Origin of the sequence: Microbacterium paulum (assembly GCF_015707995.1) — a bacterium.
Lineage (GTDB): Bacteria > Actinomycetota > Actinomycetes > Actinomycetales > Microbacteriaceae > Microbacterium > Microbacterium paulum.
In genome coordinates this window covers 1-15131 of sequence record NZ_JAAGRY010000018.1, presented here as the reverse complement: position 1 = coordinate 15131, position 15131 = coordinate 1, and the positions used below count along the sequence as shown (strand labels likewise).

The following is a 15131-nucleotide window of genomic DNA, read 5'->3' as shown; positions in this document are numbered from 1 at the left end:
CCCAGCATACCGGCGACGTAGGCTGGCGGGCATGCCCTCCCCTCGGTCCACCGGCGGGCGCCGGACCCCGCGCGGCCCGCACGCTCCGCGCGTGACGGCGCCCGACCTGCCCGCTCGGTTCGACGGCGACGCCGATCTCGCGCCCCGCGCCGACCTGATCGGAGTGCGGCTGCGCGCGACGGGCGACGTGGTGAGTGACGCGCACGGGCGCATCGCCGAGTCGCGGCTCGACGAGGCATCCGTGACGCGCCTCGATCTCACCGGGGCGACCCTCGTCGACGTCGCGATCACCGGTGTGCGTGCCGCCGAGCTCGTCTGCCGGGACGGCGCGTGGCGGAGCGTCGAGATCGCGGGCGGTCGCATCGGGACCCTCGACGGCCTCCGCGCAGCGTGGGACGCCGTGGTGCTGCGCGGGCTCCGCATCGACTACCTGTCGCTGCCGTCGGCGACGATCGTCGATGCGCTCGTCGTGGACTGCGAGATCGGCACGCTGGACGTTCCCGAGGCGCGCCTCGATCGCGTCCGCTTCGAGAACACCCGGGTCGACGAGGTCGACACGCGCGGTGTGCGGGCGGACGACCTCGACCTGCGCGGCCTCGAGGCGGTGTCGTTCACCGACGTGCGCGCGCTCTCCGGCGCGTGGCTCGAGCCGCGCCAGGCCGAACTGCACGCGGTCGCGTTCGCCGAGGCGCTGGGCATCGGGGTGACCGGGTGATCCTCTCCACCGGGCGACTGGACCTCCGCGAGATGACGGATGCCGATCTGCCGGCGCTCCGGGCGATCCTGCACGATCCCGTGGCGATGATCGCGTACGAGGGCGCGTTCGACGACGCGGAGTCGTTCGCCTGGCTGCGGCGGATGCAGGTGCGGTACGCCGACGACGGCTTCGGGCTGTGGGCCGTCGTGCTGCGCGAGACGGGCGAGATGATCGGGCAGTGCGGCATCACCCGCCAGCGGATCGATGAGGACGAGGTGATCGAGGTGGGTTACCTGTTCGCGCGCGCCCACTGGCACCGGGGGTACGCCGTCGAGGCGGCGAGCGCGTGCCGCGACTGGGCCTTCCGTGAGCTGCCGATCGACGAGCTGTACGCCAAGGTGCGCTCGACCAACGTGGCATCCATGAACGTCGCCATCCGGCTCGGCATGACCGTGCGGCGCACCTTCACGACCCACTACCGCGGCGTCGACATGCCGCACCTCGCCTTCGCGGTGTCGCGCGAGGCGTGGTCGCGGGGGCGGCGATCGGTTCCTGAGGAGCCTGCGGGTTCCTGAGGACCGGATGCCCCGGAATCACTGCTCAGCATCCGTCATCTCCTCAGCATCGGGAGCCGCAGCCAGGACAGCCGCGTCGGGATGAAGGATTCGACGCACGCCCAGGCGCATCGGTGGACAGTCCACCGGATCGGGCATCTGGGGAGGAGGCGATGGCCCCAGAGCCCGGCCCGTCACCCGGGAGGTTCCTGAGGAGCCTGCCGGTTCCTGAGGAACGGATGCCCGGAATCGCTCCTCAGCATCTGTCATCTCCTCAGCATCCGACTCTCCCGGCACCCGCCTCCGCGCCAGCCGTCATCTCCGCAGCATCCGACCCGCGTAGAATGGCCGGACAAACCACACTCAGGCACGCTCACACAGTGCCGCACATATCGCTCGAGGAGACAGCCATGGCCGACGCACAGATTCCCAACAAGCCCGCCCTGGAAGGCCTCGAGCAGAAGTGGGATGCCGCGTGGGCGGCGCAGGGCACGTACCTGTTCGACCGTGACGCCGCCAAGGCGGCCACGCAGGCGCAGGGTCGCGCGGGTGTCTTCTCCGTCGACACTCCCCCGCCGACGGCCTCCGGGTCGCTGCACATCGGGCACGTATTCAGCTATACGCACACCGACGTCAAGGCCCGCTTCGAGCGCATGCGCGGCACGACCGTGTTCTACCCGATGGGCTGGGACGACAACGGCCTGCCGACCGAGCGTCGCGTGCAGAACTACTACGGCGTGCGCTGCGACACGTCGCTGCCCTACGACCCCGACTTCACGCCGCCCTTCCACGGCGACGCGAAGAGCCTCAAGCCCGCCGACCAGGTGCCCATCAGCCGGCGCAACTTCATCGAGCTGTGCGAGGAGCTCACGCTCGAGGACGAGAAGCAGTTCGAAGCGCTCTTCCGTCAGCTCGGCCTCTCCGTCGACTGGACGCAGACGTACCGGACGATCTCCGACGAGACGATCCGCACGAGCCAGCTCGCGTTCCTGCGGAACCTCGAGCGCGGCGAGGCGTACCAGGCCATGGCGCCGACGCTCTGGGACATCGACTTCCGCTCGGCGATCGCCCAGGCAGAGCTCGAAGACCGCGAGCAGCAGGCGAGCTACCACCGCCTCGCCTTCCACAAGAGCGACGGCTCGGGCGACATCCACATCGAGACGACCCGCCCCGAGCTCCTCGCCGCGTGCGTCGCGCTCGTCGCGAACCCCGGCGACGAGCGCTACCAGCCGTACTTCGGCACGACCGTGCGCACACCGATCTTCGACGTCGAGGTGCCGGTGCTCGCGCACCCTCTCGCGCAGCAGGACAAGGGGTCGGGCATCGCGATGGTCTGCACCTTCGGCGACGTGACCGACATCGTCTGGTGGCGCGAGCTCGACCTGCCGAACCGCACGATCCTCGGGAAGGACGGCCGCGTGCTCCCCGACGCGCCCGAGGCGCTCACGACGGATGCCGCGCGAGCGGCCTACGCCGAGATCGCCGGCCTCACCGTCTTCAGCGCGAAGAAGAAGATGGTGGAGCTGCTGGACGCGTCCGGCGAGCTGCTCGAGGTGTCGAAGCCGTTCAACCACCCCGTGAAGTTCTACGAGAAGGGCGACCGTGCCCTCGAGATCGTCTCGACGCGTCAGTGGTATCTCCGAAACGGCGCGCGCGACGAAGCGTTCCGCGAGAAGCTGATCGCGCTCGGCCGGGAGATGGACTGGCATCCCGACTTCATGCGCGTGCGCTACGAGAACTGGACGAACGGCCTGACCGGCGACTGGCTGATCTCCCGTCAGCGCTTCTTCGGCGTGCCTATCCCGGTGTGGTACCCGCTCGACGAGAACGGTGAGCGCATCGTTGACGGCGTCATCGTGCCCGACTCCGCGACGCTGCCGGTGGATCCCACCATCGACGTCCCGCCGGGCTTCGCCGAGAGCCAGCGCGGCGTGGCCGGCGGCTTCGAGGGCGAGAAGGACATCTTCGACACGTGGGCGACCTCGTCCCTGACCCCGCAACTGGCCGGCGGCTGGCAGCGCGACGACGAGCTGTGGAATCTGGTGGCGCCGTTCGATCTCCGTCCGCAGGGCCAGGAGATCATCCGCACCTGGCTGTTCTCCACGATGGTGCGCTCCGCGCTCGAAGACGACCGCGCGCCGTGGACGAACGCGGCGATCTCGGGCTACATCCTCGACCCCGACCGCAAGAAGATGTCGAAGTCGAAGGGCAACGTCGTCACGCCCGCCGACATCCTCGAGCAGCACGGCACGGACGCCGTGCGCTACTGGTCCGCATCGAGCCGGTTCGGCTCCGACGCCGCGTTCGACCCGCAGAACCCGACGCAGGTGAAGATCGGCCGGCGGCTCGCGATCAAGGTGCTCAACGCAGCGAAGTTCGTGCTGTCGTTCCCGGTGTCGGAGGGCGCGCAGGTCACCCACGCGCTGGATGCCGCGATGCTCGCGACGCTCGATCAGGTGATCCGCGACGCGACGGCGGCGTTCGAGAACTACGACCACGCGCGCGCCCTGGAGATCACCGAGGCGTTCTTCTGGACGTTCTGCGACGACTACCTCGAACTCGTCAAGGAGCGCGCCTACAACCAGGGCGACGTCGGCCAGGCATCCGCCGCACTCGCGCTGCGCCTCGCGCTGTCGTCGCTGCTGCGTCTGCTCGCCCCCGTCCTCGCCTTCGCGACCGAAGAAGCCTGGTCGTGGTTCGAAGACGGCTCGATCCACACGTCGGCGTGGCCCACGCCGCTCGGCATCGAGGGCGACCCCGCGGTGCTGAAGGCGGCGAGCGAGGCGCTCATCGGCATCCGTCGCGCGAAGACCGAGGCGAAGGCCTCCCAGAAGACGCCCGTGGCACGTCTCGTGCTGCGCGCACCGGATGCCACGGCCGCGGCCCTCACGCTCGCCGAGGGCGACCTCAAGGCCGTCGGACGGATCGAGAGCCTTGAGATCGTCGGCGGAGCCGAGGCGTTCGCCGTCGACACCGTCGAGCTCGCGCCCGTCGAGACGGAGGCCTGACATGCAGCTCGGCACGCGGTGGACGAGCGGCGACGAGCCGCCCGCGGCCGTGCCCGCGAGTCTCCGCCCGCAGATCGCCGCCGTCGACCGCGCGCTGCCGACCGACGACCTCGGTCAGCCGCGCCCGCGGTGGACGCTGACCTTCCTCGAAGGGCGCCCCATCGCCGAGCTCGACACCGGAATGGTCGTCGAGCAGACAGCAACGGGGGCGGTCGTCGTGCGCCACGACGACGAGGACGAGTTCGGCTGACCGCGCCTCAGCGGATGCCGAGCAGGTAGGCGCGGGCGTGCTCCCGGTCGCGATGGGTGGCGGCGACGTCCTCGAGTGCCGCCGCGTCGCTCGCGGTGCACGCGTCGGTCAGGCGCTGCGCCCGACGGGCCATCCGCTCGGCGACGCCGACCGAGATCCAGGTCGCCAGGGCGAGTGCGAGCCGCTCCGCCGGCGTCGGATGCAGACGCGCACGCGTGCTCTCGATGAGTGCCATCAGCTGCCTTCTCTCACTCGTGGGCCGTCGATCGGGAACATGTCCAGTCGGATGAGGTACGGGCGCACGTCGTCGCCCTCCTGGTCGCGGTGCGTGCGCACCGCCTCGGTGATGATCGCGGCGATGCGGTCTCTGACGTCTTCGAACTGCTCGCGTGTGAGGCGTGCGTTGGCCGTGGACAGTTCCGCGGCCTCTTCGAGCCCGTCGTCGGAGCTCCACGACTGTGCGAGGAACCGCATCAGCTGATCGTGGCGCTGCCGGTAGGTCTCGGTCACGACGATCTGCGACGCGGCGAGGCCCGACGGGGTGCGGACCGCCTCGGGAGTCGAGATCGTCACCGACCCCTTCGGTCGCTCCCACCAGCGCTCGCGGGCCGTTCCGCGTCCGTCCACCTCGCGGATGAGGTCGTGCTTCGCGAGGGCACGCAGGTGGTAGCTCGTGGCGCCGCTCGACTCCCCCAGCTGGTCGGCGAGCGAGCTCGCGGTCTGCGGCCCGTACTGGCTGAGGATGTCGAAGATCCGCACACGCAGGGGGTGGGCCAGCGCCTTCAGCGCGCCCGCGTCGAGCAGGCGGTTCTGTGCCTCGTCCACCGGTTCGGTCTGCTCGTTTGCTGCCATGGCTTTCACGGTAGCAATGCAAAGGCTTCTTTGCAATTGATTGTTTGCAACTAGTCGTTTGCAAGGATGCCTCTAGGCTGGCCGCATGGCCGATGCGAATCCCCTGCTGTCCCCCGCCACTCTCCCCTACGGACTTCCCGACTACCGGGAGATCGCACCGGAGCACTACCTGCCCGCTTTCGAGGAGGCGTTCGCGGAGCACCGTCGCGAGATCGACGCCGTCACGCGCGTTCGCTCGATGCCCACGTTCGAGAACACCGTCGTCGCGCTGGAGCGCTCGGGCGACCTGCTCGGGCGCGTGGCGCGCACCTTCTACACCGTCTCCTCGGCCGATGCGACCGCCGACATCCAGCAGATCGAGGAGACTCTCGCTCCGCTGATGGCCGCACACAACGACGCCGTCCAGCTCGACAGCGCCCTGTACTGGCGCATCGCGACCCTGCACGAGCGCCTCGACGAGCTCGACCTCGACGCGGAGCAGCGCTACCTCGTCGAACGGCACTACCGCGAGATGACGCACGCCGGTGCGGGGCTCGACGACGCCGAGAAGGAACGACTGACCGAGCTGAACCAGCGACTCTCGGTGCTCACCACCACCTTCGAGAAGAACCTCCTCGCCGACACGAACGACCTTGCGGTGGTCTTCGACGACGCCGTCGAGCTCGACGGCCTCACGGACGGCGAGCTGTCGGCCGCCGCGCAGAACGCCGCCGACCGGGGGCTCCCCGGTCGCTACGTCGTGACGCTCACGCTGTTCACGGGGCATCCGTATCTGTCGGGCCTGACCGATCGCGAGAGCCGTCGGCGGCTGCTCGAAGCCTCGCGCAGCCGGGGTTCGCGCGGCAACGAGCACGACAACCGTGACGTGCTGCGCGAGATCGTGCGACTGCGCGCCGAGCGAGCGGCACTGCTCGGCTACCCGAGCCACGCCGCCTACGTCACGAGCGACGAGACCGCCGGGTCGCCGGGGGCCGTGCACGATCTGCTGCGGCGCCTCGCCGTACCGGCTGCCCGAAACGCCCGCGCCGAGGCGGCGGCGCTGCAGGCGATCGTGGATGCCGAGGACGAACCCTTCCCGATCGACGCGCATGACTGGGCGTACTACACCGAGCGCGTCCGCGCGGCGGAGTACGACCTCGACCGCACGGCCCTGCGCCCCTGGTTCGAGGCCGAGCGTGTGCTGCAGGACGGTGTGTTCCGCGCGGCGACGGAGCTCTACGGCATCACGTTCACCGAGCGGGACGACCTCCCCGGCTACCACCCCGACGTGCGGGTGTTCGAAGTGCGCGAAGCCGACGGCTCGCCGCTCGGGCTCTACCTGCTCGACCTGTACACGCGCGACACCAAGCGGGGCGGCGCGTGGATGAACTCGATCGTCTCGCAATCGGCCCTGCGCGGCACGTCACCGGTCGTCGTCAACAACCTCAACGTGCCGCGGCCGGCCGAGGGGCAGCCGACGCTCCTCACGCTCGACGAGGTGACGACCCTGTTCCACGAGTTCGGCCACGCGCTGCACGGACTGTTCGCGACGGTGACCTACCCGCACTTCGCGGGCACGAACGTCTTCCGCGACTTCGTCGAGTTCCCGAGCCAGGTCAACGAGATGTGGATCCTATGGCCCGAGGTGCTCGCGTCGTACGCCCGCCACATCGACACCGACGAGCCGCTGCCGGCCGAGGTCACCGAGAAGCTGCACGCGTCGGAGGCTTTCAACCAGGGCTTCGCGACGAGCGAGTACCTCGCCGCGGCGTGGATCGACCAGGCCTGGCACTCGCTGGGCGCCGAGGAGGCGGCGGCGGTGACGGATGTCGCGGACTTCGAGGCATCCGCCCTCGCCGACATCGGCCTCGACAATCCACTCGTGCCGACGCGCTACTCGTCGACGTACTTCGCGCACGTGTTCTCGGGCGGTTACAGCGCCGGGTACTACTCGTACATCTGGAGCGAGGTGCTCGACGCCGACACCGACGAGTGGTTCACCGAGAACGGCGGGCTCGCGCGTGCGAACGGCGACCGCTTCCGCCAGCGGCTGCTGGGCATCGGTGGCTCGAAGGATCCGCTCGAGGCGTACCGCGACTTCCGCGGGCGGGATGCCGAGATCGCACCCCTGCTCGCCCGCCGCGGCCTGGCGTGACGCCTCACCCCTTCGGCGTGCCCGCGCCGGCGACGTGCAGGCGGTGTGGGCGGCCGCCGTGGCCACCGACCTACGGCGAGCTCCGCGGACTCCGCGCCGTCGCCGGGCGTGGGCTCACGCGCTCTTGCGCTTGCGCTCCAGGACGAGCGTCGGAGGCGCACCTTCGGTGACGGCGGCGGGGGTCACGATGACCTTGGCGACGTCTTCGGTCGACGGGATGTCGAACATGATCGGGCCGAGCACGTCTTCGAGGATCGCGCGGAGGCCCCGGGCGCCGGTCTTGCGGGCGACGGCCAGGTCGGCGATCGCGCGGAGCGCCTCGTCTTCGAACTCGAGTTCAGCGCCGTCGAGCTCGAACATGCGCTGATACTGCTTGACGAACGCGTTCTTGGGTCCGGTGAGGATCTCGATCAGCGCCTCCTGGTCGAGGGGGGCGACCGAGGTCACGACGGGCAGGCGACCGATGAACTCGGGGATCAGGCCGAACTTGTGCAGGTCTTCGGGCTCGACCTCGCTGAACAGGTCGAGCTCCTTGCCCTTCTCCTGCAGCGGCGCCCCGAACCCGACGCCGTGCTTGCCGACGCGCGACGAGATGATGTCTTCGAGCCCCGCGAAGGCCCCCGCCACGATGAACAGCACGTTCGTCGTGTCGATCTGGATGAACTCCTGGTGCGGGTGCTTGCGGCCGCCCTGCGGCGGCACCGAGGCGACGGTGCCCTCGAGGATCTTCAGCAGCGCCTGCTGCACGCCCTCACCCGACACGTCGCGGGTGATCGAGGGGTTCTCGGCCTTGCGGGCGATCTTGTCGACCTCGTCGATGTAGATGATGCCGGTCTCGGCGCGCTTCACATCGAAGTCGGCGGCCTGCAACAGCTTCAACAGGATGTTCTCGACGTCTTCACCGACGTACCCCGCCTCGGTGAGGGCGGTGGCGTCGGCGACCGCGAACGGCACGTTGAGGCGCTTGGCGAGCGTCTGCGCGAGGTAGGTCTTGCCGCACCCGGTGGGCCCGAGCAGCAGGATGTTGCTCTTGGCGATCTCGACCTCGTCGGCGCGCTGCTCGGCGGGCTGCAGGGTGCCGTGCGCGCGCACGCGCTTGTAGTGGTTGTAGACGGCGACGGCGAGGGCCTTCTTCGCGGCATCCTGACCCACCACGTATTCCTCGAGGAACGCGTAGATCTCACGGGGCTTCGGCAGATCGAAGTCGGCGACGGCGCCTTCGCCCGATTCGGCCATGCGCTCTTCGATGATCTCGTTGCAGAGCTCGACGCACTCGTCGCAGATGTAGACGCCGGGGCCGGCGATCAGCTGCTGCACCTGCTTCTGGCTCTTGCCGCAGAAGGAGCATTTGAACAGGTCGGCGCTCTCACCGATACGAGCCATGACGCTCCTCCTTCAGGAACCACTCAGAATGCACTCCGAGCCTAACCGAGCCCGCCGACACATCGGCGGATTGAGTCACCGCTTGTGGAGGAGACGACGAAGCCCCGCCGTCGGAACGCGGGTTCCGGTGCACGGCGGGGCTCGTCTGTCGCTCAGTCGCGGGTCACGAGGTGATCGCGGCAGGCAGACGCTTGCGCGACGTGAGCACCTGGTCGACGATCCCGTACTCGAGCGCCTCGGCGGCCGAGAGGATCTTGTCGCGGTCGATGTCTTTGTTGACCTGCTCCTGCGTGCGGTTGGTGTGCCGCGCCATGGTCTCTTCGAGCCACGTGCGCATGCGCAGGATCTCGGCCGCCTGGATCTCGATGTCGGAGGCCTGGCCGTGCCCGGACTCACCGACGGCGGGCTGGTGGATGAGGATACGCGCGTTCGGCAGCGCCAGGCGCTTGCCGGGTGCGCCCGCGGCCAGCAGCACGGATGCCGCCGAGGCGGCCTGCCCGAGCACGACCGTCTGGATCTGCGGCGACACGTACTGCATGGTGTCGTAGATCGCCGTCATCGCGGTGAACGAGCCACCGGGCGAGTTGATGTACATGATGATGTCGCGGTCGGGGTCTTGCGACTCGAGCACGAGCAGCTGGGCCATGACATCGTCGGCCGACGCGTCGTCGACCTGCACGCCCAGGAAGATCACGCGGTCTTCGAAGAGCTTGTTGTACGGGTCTTGGCGCTTGTAGCCGTAGGCCGTGCGCTCCTCGAACTGCGGGAGGATGTAGCGGCTCTGCGGCATGCCGAAGGTGGGGGTGTTCATTCGTTCTGCTCCTTCGGGTCAGTTCGCGGTCGTGGTGTCGGTGCCGCCGCCACCGACGACGTCGGCGGCCGATTCGCGGATGTGATCGACGAAGCCGTAGTCCAGCGCCTCCTGCGCGGTGAACCAGCGGTCGCGGTCGCCGTCGGCGTTGATCTGCTCGACCGTCTTGCCGGTCTGCGCCGCGGTGATCTCGGCGAGACGGTTCTTCATCGACACGATCAGCTGCGCTTGGGTCTGGATGTCGCTCGAGGTGCCGCCGAAGCCGCCGTGCGGCTGGTGCAGCAGCACGCGCGCGTTCGGGGTGATGTAGCGCTTGCCCTTGGTGCCGGCGGTGAGCAGCAGCTGGCCCATCGAGGCGGCCATGCCGATTCCGACGGTGACGATGTCGTTCGGCACGAACTGCATGGTGTCGTAGATCGCCATGCCGGCCGTGATCGAGCCGCCGGGCGAGTTGACGTAGAGGTAGATGTCTTTCTCGGAGTCTTCGGCGGCCAGCAGAAGGATCTTCGCGCAGATCTCGTTCGCGTTATCGTCGCGCACCTCCGACCCGAGCCAGATGATGCGGTCTTTCAACAGCCTGTCGAAGACGCTGGTGGCGAGCAGTGGTTCAGCCATGGACACTCCTGATGTGCGGGTTTCCTTACGTCATCGAATCTACCGACGCCCGGCGACCGGTCCGCCCGTGTTCGCCGTCGGCGGAGCGCCGTGTCGCCCGAACGACGAAGGGCCGGATGCCGAGGCATCCGACCCTTCGATCCGAACGGTTCTGTCCGGGTGATTACTCCGCGTCGGCCTTCTTGGCGGGAGCCTTCTTCGCCGCCGGCTTCTTGGCGGCGGGCTTCTTGGCGGGAGCCTTCTTCGCGGGAGCCTCCGTCGCGGCGGCCTCGGCGTCTTCGGCGTCGGCAGCGGCGTCGGCGATCTCCTGCGCCTCTTCGATGACCTCTTCTTCGAGCGCGGCCTCGTCTTCGGGGGCGATGAAGCCCGTCAGGTCGACCGGCTTGCCGTCGGTGTCGACGACCGTGACCTTGCCGAGGGCGATCGCGAGGGCCTTGTTGCGGGCGACCTCACCGACGAGCGCGGGCAGCTGATTCTGCTGCTGAAGCGCGTCGACGAACTCTTGCGGGGCCATGCCGTACTGCGCGGCCGACTGGATGAGGTATTGGGTCAGCTCGTCCTGCGAGACCTGCACGTCGTGCGCCTCGGCGAGCTTGTCGAGGATCATCTGGGTGCGGAACTGCTTCTCGCTGGCCTCGGTGACCTCGGCGCGGTGCACGTCGTCTTCCAGGCGGCCCTCGCCCTCGAGGTGCGCGTGCACCTCGTCTTCGACGAGCTGGGCCGGCACCGGGATCTCGACGGCGGCGATCAGCGCGTCGACGAGCTTGTCGCGCGCGGCGGCGCCCTGCACGTAGACCGACTGCTCGGCGAGGCGCTCGGCGAGGCTGTCGCGCAGCTCGGCGATCGTGTCGAACTCGCTCGCCATCTGGGCGAAGTCGTCGTCGGCGTCGGGCAGCTCGCGCTCCTTGACGGCGGTGACGCTCACCGAGACCTCGGCCTCGTCACCGGCGTGGTCGCCGCCGACGAGGGTCGAGCGGAAGGTCGTGTCTTCACCGGCGGTGAGCGAGTCGATGGCCTCGTCGATGCCCTGCAGCAGCTCGCCCGAGCCGACCTCGTACGACACGCCCTCGGCGCGGTCGATCTCGGTGCCGTCGATCGTGGCGACGAGGTTCAGCTCGACGAAGTCGCCCGTCTTCGCGGGGCGGTCGACGGTCACGAGCGTGCCGAAGCGGCCGCGCAGACGGTCGAGCTCGGCGTCGATGGCCGCGTCGTCGGTCGCGACGGGCTCGATCTCGACGGTGACGTCCTTCAGCTCGGGCAGGTCGAACTCGGGACGGACGTCGACCTCGACCTCGACCTTGAGGTCGCCGGAGAAGTCCTTCTCGTTCGGCCACTCGATGACCTCGGCGGCGGGGCGCCCGACGGTGCGCACCTCGTTCGCGGTGACGGCCTCGCGGAAGAAGCCGTCGAGGCCCTCGCTGACGGCGTGCTCGATGACGGCGCCACGGCCGACACGCTGGTCGATGATCGGGGCGGGCACCTTGCCCTTGCGGAAGCCGGGGATTTGGATGTCCTGCGCGATGTGCTCGTACGCGTGCGCGATCGCGGGCTTGAGCTCATCGGGGGTGACCGAGATGTGCAGCTTCACCCGGGTCGGGCTGAGCTTCTCGACGGTGGTGGTGACCATGCCTGTTCGTTCTCCTCTGGTTCGGCCGCGCCGAGGCGCGTCCGGGGTCTGGGGTCTGGGTCTGTGGGGCCGGTGGTCGGGGCGACAGGATTTGAACCTGCGGCCTCCCGCTCCCAAAGCGGGCGCTCTACCAAGCTGAGCTACGCCCCGGGCGCGCACGCAAGCGAGCGCCGAATCACGGCCGTGGTCAGTCTAGCCGACGCGACCTTGTAGACTCTTCGGGATGCCGTGTTCGGCGGCATCCCGTCCGGCTCGCGAGCCGGATGCGGGGCTGTAGCTTAGTGGTAAAGCCTCTGTCTTCCAAACAGATGATGCGAGTTCGATTCTCGTCAGCCCCTCCACCTCCCTTTTCGGGGAATCTCCGCTCCGCGGCTCAGCGCACGTCGGATGCCTGGGCGTGCGTCGCCGAGTGCGCGCGGTAGATCTCGGCGTTGCGCAGGATGTCCGCCCGCTCCTCGTCCGTGAGCTCGCGCCGCACCTTCGCGGGCACCCCCGCGACGAGCGAGCCGTCGGGCACGATCGTGCCGCCGAGCACGACGGCGCCGCCGGCGACGAGGCATCCGGCGCCGATCACCGCGCCCGAGAGCACGACGCTGCCCATACCGATGAGCGATCCGTCGCCGATCGTGCAGCCGTGCACGACGGCGTTGTGACCGATCGACACGTTCTCGCCGATCACGACGGGCGAGCCGGCATCGACGTGCACCGAGACGTTGTCCTGCAGATTGCTGCCCACGCCGAGGGTGATCGGGGCGCTGTCGCCGCGGACCACCGCGTTGTACCAGACGCTCGCACCTTCGGCGAGGGTCACGTCGCCGATCAGGCGCGCGCCCGAGGCGACGAACGCGCTTTCGTGCAGGCGCGGCGTGCCGGTGGGAAGGGACAGGATCGAGGCGTCATCGGCGATCGTCATGGCTTCGACGATAGCCCCGCCGGCAGCCTGTTCCGGAGCGAGCCGACGCACCGTAAGCCGAGCCTTGTCTTGCTTGCGGAATGCTCCGCGCTGAGTAGCGTTACACGTGATGTGGGGGAACCCCCGACGACTGGAGGCCTGAATCATGAGCAAGACGCAGACCATTTCGATGACCGCGACCGGACCCGAGGCGGCGTCGAGCACGGCGCAGTTCCTCACCCCGGTGGTGCTGGGCCTGCAGGCCCTGGCCACCAACGGCAAGCAGGCGCACTGGAACGTGCGCGGCGCGAACTTCATCTCGGTGCACGAGCTGCTCGACCAGGTCGTCGCGAACGCGCAGGCCTTCGCCGACCTCGCCGCCGAGCGCATCGTCGCCCTCGGCCTGCCGATCGACGCGCGCACCACGGCGATCGCCGAGAAGATCGCGCCCACCGCGGTGCCGGCCGGCTTCGCCCAGTGGCAGGACGAGATCGTGGCGATCGTCACCGACATGGACACGATCATCGCCGACGTGCAGGCCGCGATCGACGGCCTCGACGAGACCGACCTGTCGAGCCAGGACGTGGCGATCGAGATCAAGCGCGGCCTCGAGAAGGACCGCTGGTTCCTCTCGGCGCATCTCGCCGCCTGAACGCGAGCGACGTCTCGTCGCTGACGGAACGGATGCCCCGGGCTCACGCCCGGGGCATCCGTCGTTCCGGCGCGATGCGGGATCAGCGCGCGTGCGTGAGGCGCCCGGCCAAGAGAGTCGCCTGCACTTCGGTGGCGCGCAGGGCCGGTTCGTCGGCGGTGAGCGGATCGCGGTCGACGACCACGAGGTCGGCGGTGTCGCCGGGCATGAGGGTTGCGCGCGCGAGCGAACCTGCCGCGGTCGATGCGGCGAGCGCCGTCGCGGCATCGACGGCCTGAGCCGGATGCCACGGCTCGCGGCCGTCTCGCGTACGGTGCACGGCCGCGGCGAGCGCCGCCCACGGGTCGAGGGGGGCGACGGGGGCATCCGAACCGAAGAGCAGGTTCGCACCCGCCTCGGCGAGGGCGCGGAGCGGATAGGCGAGGGCGGTCTGCCCCGCCCAGATGCTGTCTGTCATGTCGCGGTCGTCGATCGCGTGCTCGGGCTGCACGCTCGCGCTCACGCCGAGCCGTGCGAAGCGGGGGATATCGGCGTGCGCGACGAGTTGCGCGTGCTCGATCGTGCCGGTCGCCCCGGTGAGGGCGAACGCGTCGAGGGCGTGCGAGTTGGCGAGGTCGCCGATCGCGTGCACGGCACACGAGAGGCCTCCCCCGGTCGCACGGGTCATCATGTCGACGAGCGCGTCGGGCGCCACCGTCAGCACCCCGTGGTTGTGCGGGTCGCCGGGATAGGCGTGCGAGCACGCCGCGGTGCGGGTGCCGAGCGAGCCGTCGGTGATCACTTTGAGCGATCCCACCCGCACGAGGCCATCGGGGTCGAGCGCATCGCCGGTCGCGAGCCCTTCGGCGAGGGCGCGGTCGAGCTGCGCGGGGTAGACGCCGAAGCGGATGCGGGTGGTGTCGAACCCCGCCGCGAGGCGGCGCGCCCAGGCATCCGCGTTCCACGCCATGTCGAGATCGACGACCCCGACGATCCCGCGGGCCGCGGCCGCGTCGAGCGCGTCGGAGACGAGACGGTCGCCCAGGATCGGGTCGGCCGCGTTCAGCCGACGCGAGATCTCGAAGGCGGGCTCTTCGCGCACGAGGCCGCTGGCGTCGATCGGATACCCCTCGCGGGCGAAGGCGGCCGAGTTCAACCACACGCTGTGCACGTCGGCGTTGATGAGATAGGTGGGCACGTCGCCGGTGCGCTCGTCGAGCAGGGCGAGGGTCGGGGCGTCCGCCCACAGCGCGTCACGGAAGCCCGTGCCGACTCTGCGGCCGTCGCCCAGCACGCGCGCGGCGCCCATGATCGCGGCGGCCTCGGCGGCAGAGCGGGCCTCGTGCAACGGCTGGCGCTGTGCGACGAGGGCCCATTGCACGGTGTGCACGTGGTGGTCCCAGAGCCCGGGGATGACCCAACCGCCCTGCGCGTCGACGACCGGCCCGCGGTGCGGCAGGGCGCCGGCGGGGGCGAGGTCGACGATGCGACCGCCCGCGAGGTGCACGTCGACCAGGTCGTCGCCGAACGGGTCGAGCCTGTCCACTCCGGTCAGCCGCGCACCTGCGATGACCGACGGCCTTTCCCCGCGGTGCGCGTCGCGTCGGATCATCGCTCGCCTCGCTCGCCGTGCGGTGTCGCGCCGGCCCCCGCCGCGGTCGAGCGCAGAGGCGCCGC

At 69.7% G+C, this 15131-nt stretch carries 14 protein-coding genes and 2 tRNA genes; 7 read left to right on the top strand and 9 right to left on the bottom strand.

Annotation, left to right across the window (positions count from 1 at the left end; all coding sequences use genetic code 11):
• Nucleotides 1–91: 91 nt before the first annotated feature.
• The 4 genes from G3N18_RS06125 to G3N18_RS06110 all read left to right on the top strand — a co-directional run bounded on the left by G3N18_RS06125 (nt 92) and on the right by G3N18_RS06110 (nt 4509).
• On the top strand, nt 92–715 hold the full coding sequence (locus G3N18_RS06125) for a hypothetical protein (RefSeq protein ID WP_338038320.1): 624 nt from the start codon (nt 92–94) through the stop codon (nt 713–715).
• The gene (locus G3N18_RS06120) at nt 712–1272 is read left to right on the top strand and encodes a GNAT family N-acetyltransferase (RefSeq protein WP_196383437.1); all 561 of its coding nucleotides are present in this window, start codon (nt 712–714) and stop codon (nt 1270–1272) included. The genes G3N18_RS06125 and G3N18_RS06120 overlap by 4 nt, the downstream gene beginning before the upstream one ends.
• Before the next feature lie 389 nt (nt 1273–1661).
• Complete coding sequence (gene valS, locus G3N18_RS06115) at nt 1662–4259, top strand: valine--tRNA ligase (protein WP_196383436.1); 2598 nt, start codon at nt 1662–1664, stop codon at nt 4257–4259.
• A gap of 1 nt (nt 4260) precedes the next feature.
• Nucleotides 4261–4509 carry a hypothetical protein gene (locus G3N18_RS06110; RefSeq protein ID WP_141379987.1) on the top strand — a complete coding sequence of 83 codons (249 nt, stop codon included), beginning with the start codon at nt 4261–4263 and terminating at the stop codon, nt 4507–4509.
• A gap of 7 nt (nt 4510–4516) precedes the next feature.
• Here G3N18_RS06110 and G3N18_RS06105 read toward each other — a convergent pair whose 3' ends face one another.
• On the bottom strand, nt 4517–4744 hold the full coding sequence (locus tag G3N18_RS06105; protein WP_196383435.1) for a hypothetical protein: 228 nt from the start codon (nt 4742–4744) through the stop codon (nt 4517–4519).
• Nucleotides 4744–5361 (bottom strand): ArsR/SmtB family transcription factor, encoded by a 618-nt coding sequence (locus G3N18_RS06100; protein WP_196383434.1) that lies wholly within the window; start codon nt 5359–5361, stop codon nt 4744–4746. The genes G3N18_RS06105 and G3N18_RS06100 overlap by 1 nt, the downstream gene beginning before the upstream one ends.
• Nucleotides 5362–5446: 85 nt before the next feature.
• Between G3N18_RS06100 and G3N18_RS06095 the strand changes: the two genes are divergently transcribed.
• A complete protein-coding gene (locus G3N18_RS06095) occupies nt 5447–7495 on the top strand; it encodes a M3 family metallopeptidase (RefSeq protein WP_196383433.1) in 2049 nt (682 codons plus the stop codon).
• Between the two features lie 114 nt (nt 7496–7609).
• Here the strand turns inward: G3N18_RS06095 and clpX are convergent, their stop codons facing one another.
• From clpX to G3N18_RS06070, 5 genes are all read right to left on the bottom strand, one after another.
• Complete coding sequence (clpX, locus tag G3N18_RS06090; RefSeq protein ID WP_196383432.1) at nt 7610–8878, bottom strand: ATP-dependent Clp protease ATP-binding subunit ClpX; 1269 nt, start codon at nt 8876–8878, stop codon at nt 7610–7612.
• 163 nt (nt 8879–9041) lie between these two features.
• On the bottom strand, nt 9042–9689 hold the full coding sequence (locus tag G3N18_RS06085; RefSeq protein WP_196383431.1) for an ATP-dependent Clp protease proteolytic subunit: 648 nt from the start codon (nt 9687–9689) through the stop codon (nt 9042–9044).
• Nucleotides 9690–9707: 18 nt separating this feature from the next.
• The gene (locus G3N18_RS06080) at nt 9708–10304 is read right to left on the bottom strand and encodes an ATP-dependent Clp protease proteolytic subunit (protein ID WP_196383430.1); all 597 of its coding nucleotides are present in this window, start codon (nt 10302–10304) and stop codon (nt 9708–9710) included.
• 163 nt (nt 10305–10467) lie between these two features.
• A complete protein-coding gene (gene tig / locus G3N18_RS06075) occupies nt 10468–11931 on the bottom strand; it encodes a trigger factor (protein WP_196383429.1) in 1464 nt (487 codons plus the stop codon).
• A gap of 73 nt (nt 11932–12004) precedes the next feature.
• Nucleotides 12005–12081 (bottom strand) — tRNA-Pro (locus tag G3N18_RS06070).
• Nucleotides 12082–12198: 117 nt separating this feature from the next.
• Between G3N18_RS06070 and G3N18_RS06065 the strand changes: the two genes are divergently transcribed.
• A tRNA-Gly gene (locus G3N18_RS06065) sits at nt 12199–12272 on the top strand.
• 32 nt (nt 12273–12304) lie between these two features.
• On the opposite strand, the gene G3N18_RS06060 is transcribed toward G3N18_RS06065, so the two are convergent.
• Entirely contained in the window at nt 12305–12844 is a 540-nt protein-coding gene (locus G3N18_RS06060; protein ID WP_196383428.1) for a gamma carbonic anhydrase family protein, read from the bottom strand.
• A gap of 145 nt (nt 12845–12989) precedes the next feature.
• Here G3N18_RS06060 and G3N18_RS06055 point away from each other — a divergent pair, with 145 nt between their 5' ends.
• Nucleotides 12990–13475, top strand: a complete 486-nt coding sequence (locus G3N18_RS06055; RefSeq protein ID WP_196383427.1) for a Dps family protein — start codon at nt 12990–12992, stop codon at nt 13473–13475.
• An 82-nt stretch (nt 13476–13557) separates the two neighbouring features.
• On the opposite strand, the gene G3N18_RS06050 is transcribed toward G3N18_RS06055, so the two are convergent.
• Nucleotides 13558–15066, bottom strand: a complete 1509-nt coding sequence (locus tag G3N18_RS06050; protein ID WP_196383426.1) for an amidohydrolase — start codon at nt 15064–15066, stop codon at nt 13558–13560.
• Nucleotides 15067–15131 lie beyond the last annotated feature (65 nt).

Coding starts and splice junctions, on each gene's coding strand:
- G3N18_RS06095 (WP_196383433.1), top strand. CDS start 5,447: ATGGCCGATGCGAATCCCCTGCTGTCCCCCGCCACTCTCCCCTACGGA.
- clpX (WP_196383432.1), bottom strand. CDS start 8,878: ATGGCTCGTATCGGTGAGAGCGCCGACCTGTTCAAATGCTCCTTCTGC.
- G3N18_RS06100 (WP_196383434.1), bottom strand. CDS start 5,361: ATGGCAGCAAACGAGCAGACCGAACCGGTGGACGAGGCACAGAACCGC.
- G3N18_RS06085 (WP_196383431.1), bottom strand. CDS start 9,689: ATGAACACCCCCACCTTCGGCATGCCGCAGAGCCGCTACATCCTCCCG.
- valS (WP_196383436.1), top strand. CDS start 1,662: ATGGCCGACGCACAGATTCCCAACAAGCCCGCCCTGGAAGGCCTCGAG.
- G3N18_RS06055 (WP_196383427.1), top strand. CDS start 12,990: ATGAGCAAGACGCAGACCATTTCGATGACCGCGACCGGACCCGAGGCG.
- G3N18_RS06060 (WP_196383428.1), bottom strand. CDS start 12,844: ATGACGATCGCCGATGACGCCTCGATCCTGTCCCTTCCCACCGGCACG.
- tig (WP_196383429.1), bottom strand. CDS start 11,931: ATGGTCACCACCACCGTCGAGAAGCTCAGCCCGACCCGGGTGAAGCTG.
- G3N18_RS06050 (WP_196383426.1), bottom strand. CDS start 15,066: ATGATCCGACGCGACGCGCACCGCGGGGAAAGGCCGTCGGTCATCGCA.
- G3N18_RS06110 (WP_141379987.1), top strand. CDS start 4,261: ATGCAGCTCGGCACGCGGTGGACGAGCGGCGACGAGCCGCCCGCGGCC.
- G3N18_RS06080 (WP_196383430.1), bottom strand. CDS start 10,304: ATGGCTGAACCACTGCTCGCCACCAGCGTCTTCGACAGGCTGTTGAAA.
- G3N18_RS06105 (WP_196383435.1), bottom strand. CDS start 4,744: ATGGCACTCATCGAGAGCACGCGTGCGCGTCTGCATCCGACGCCGGCG.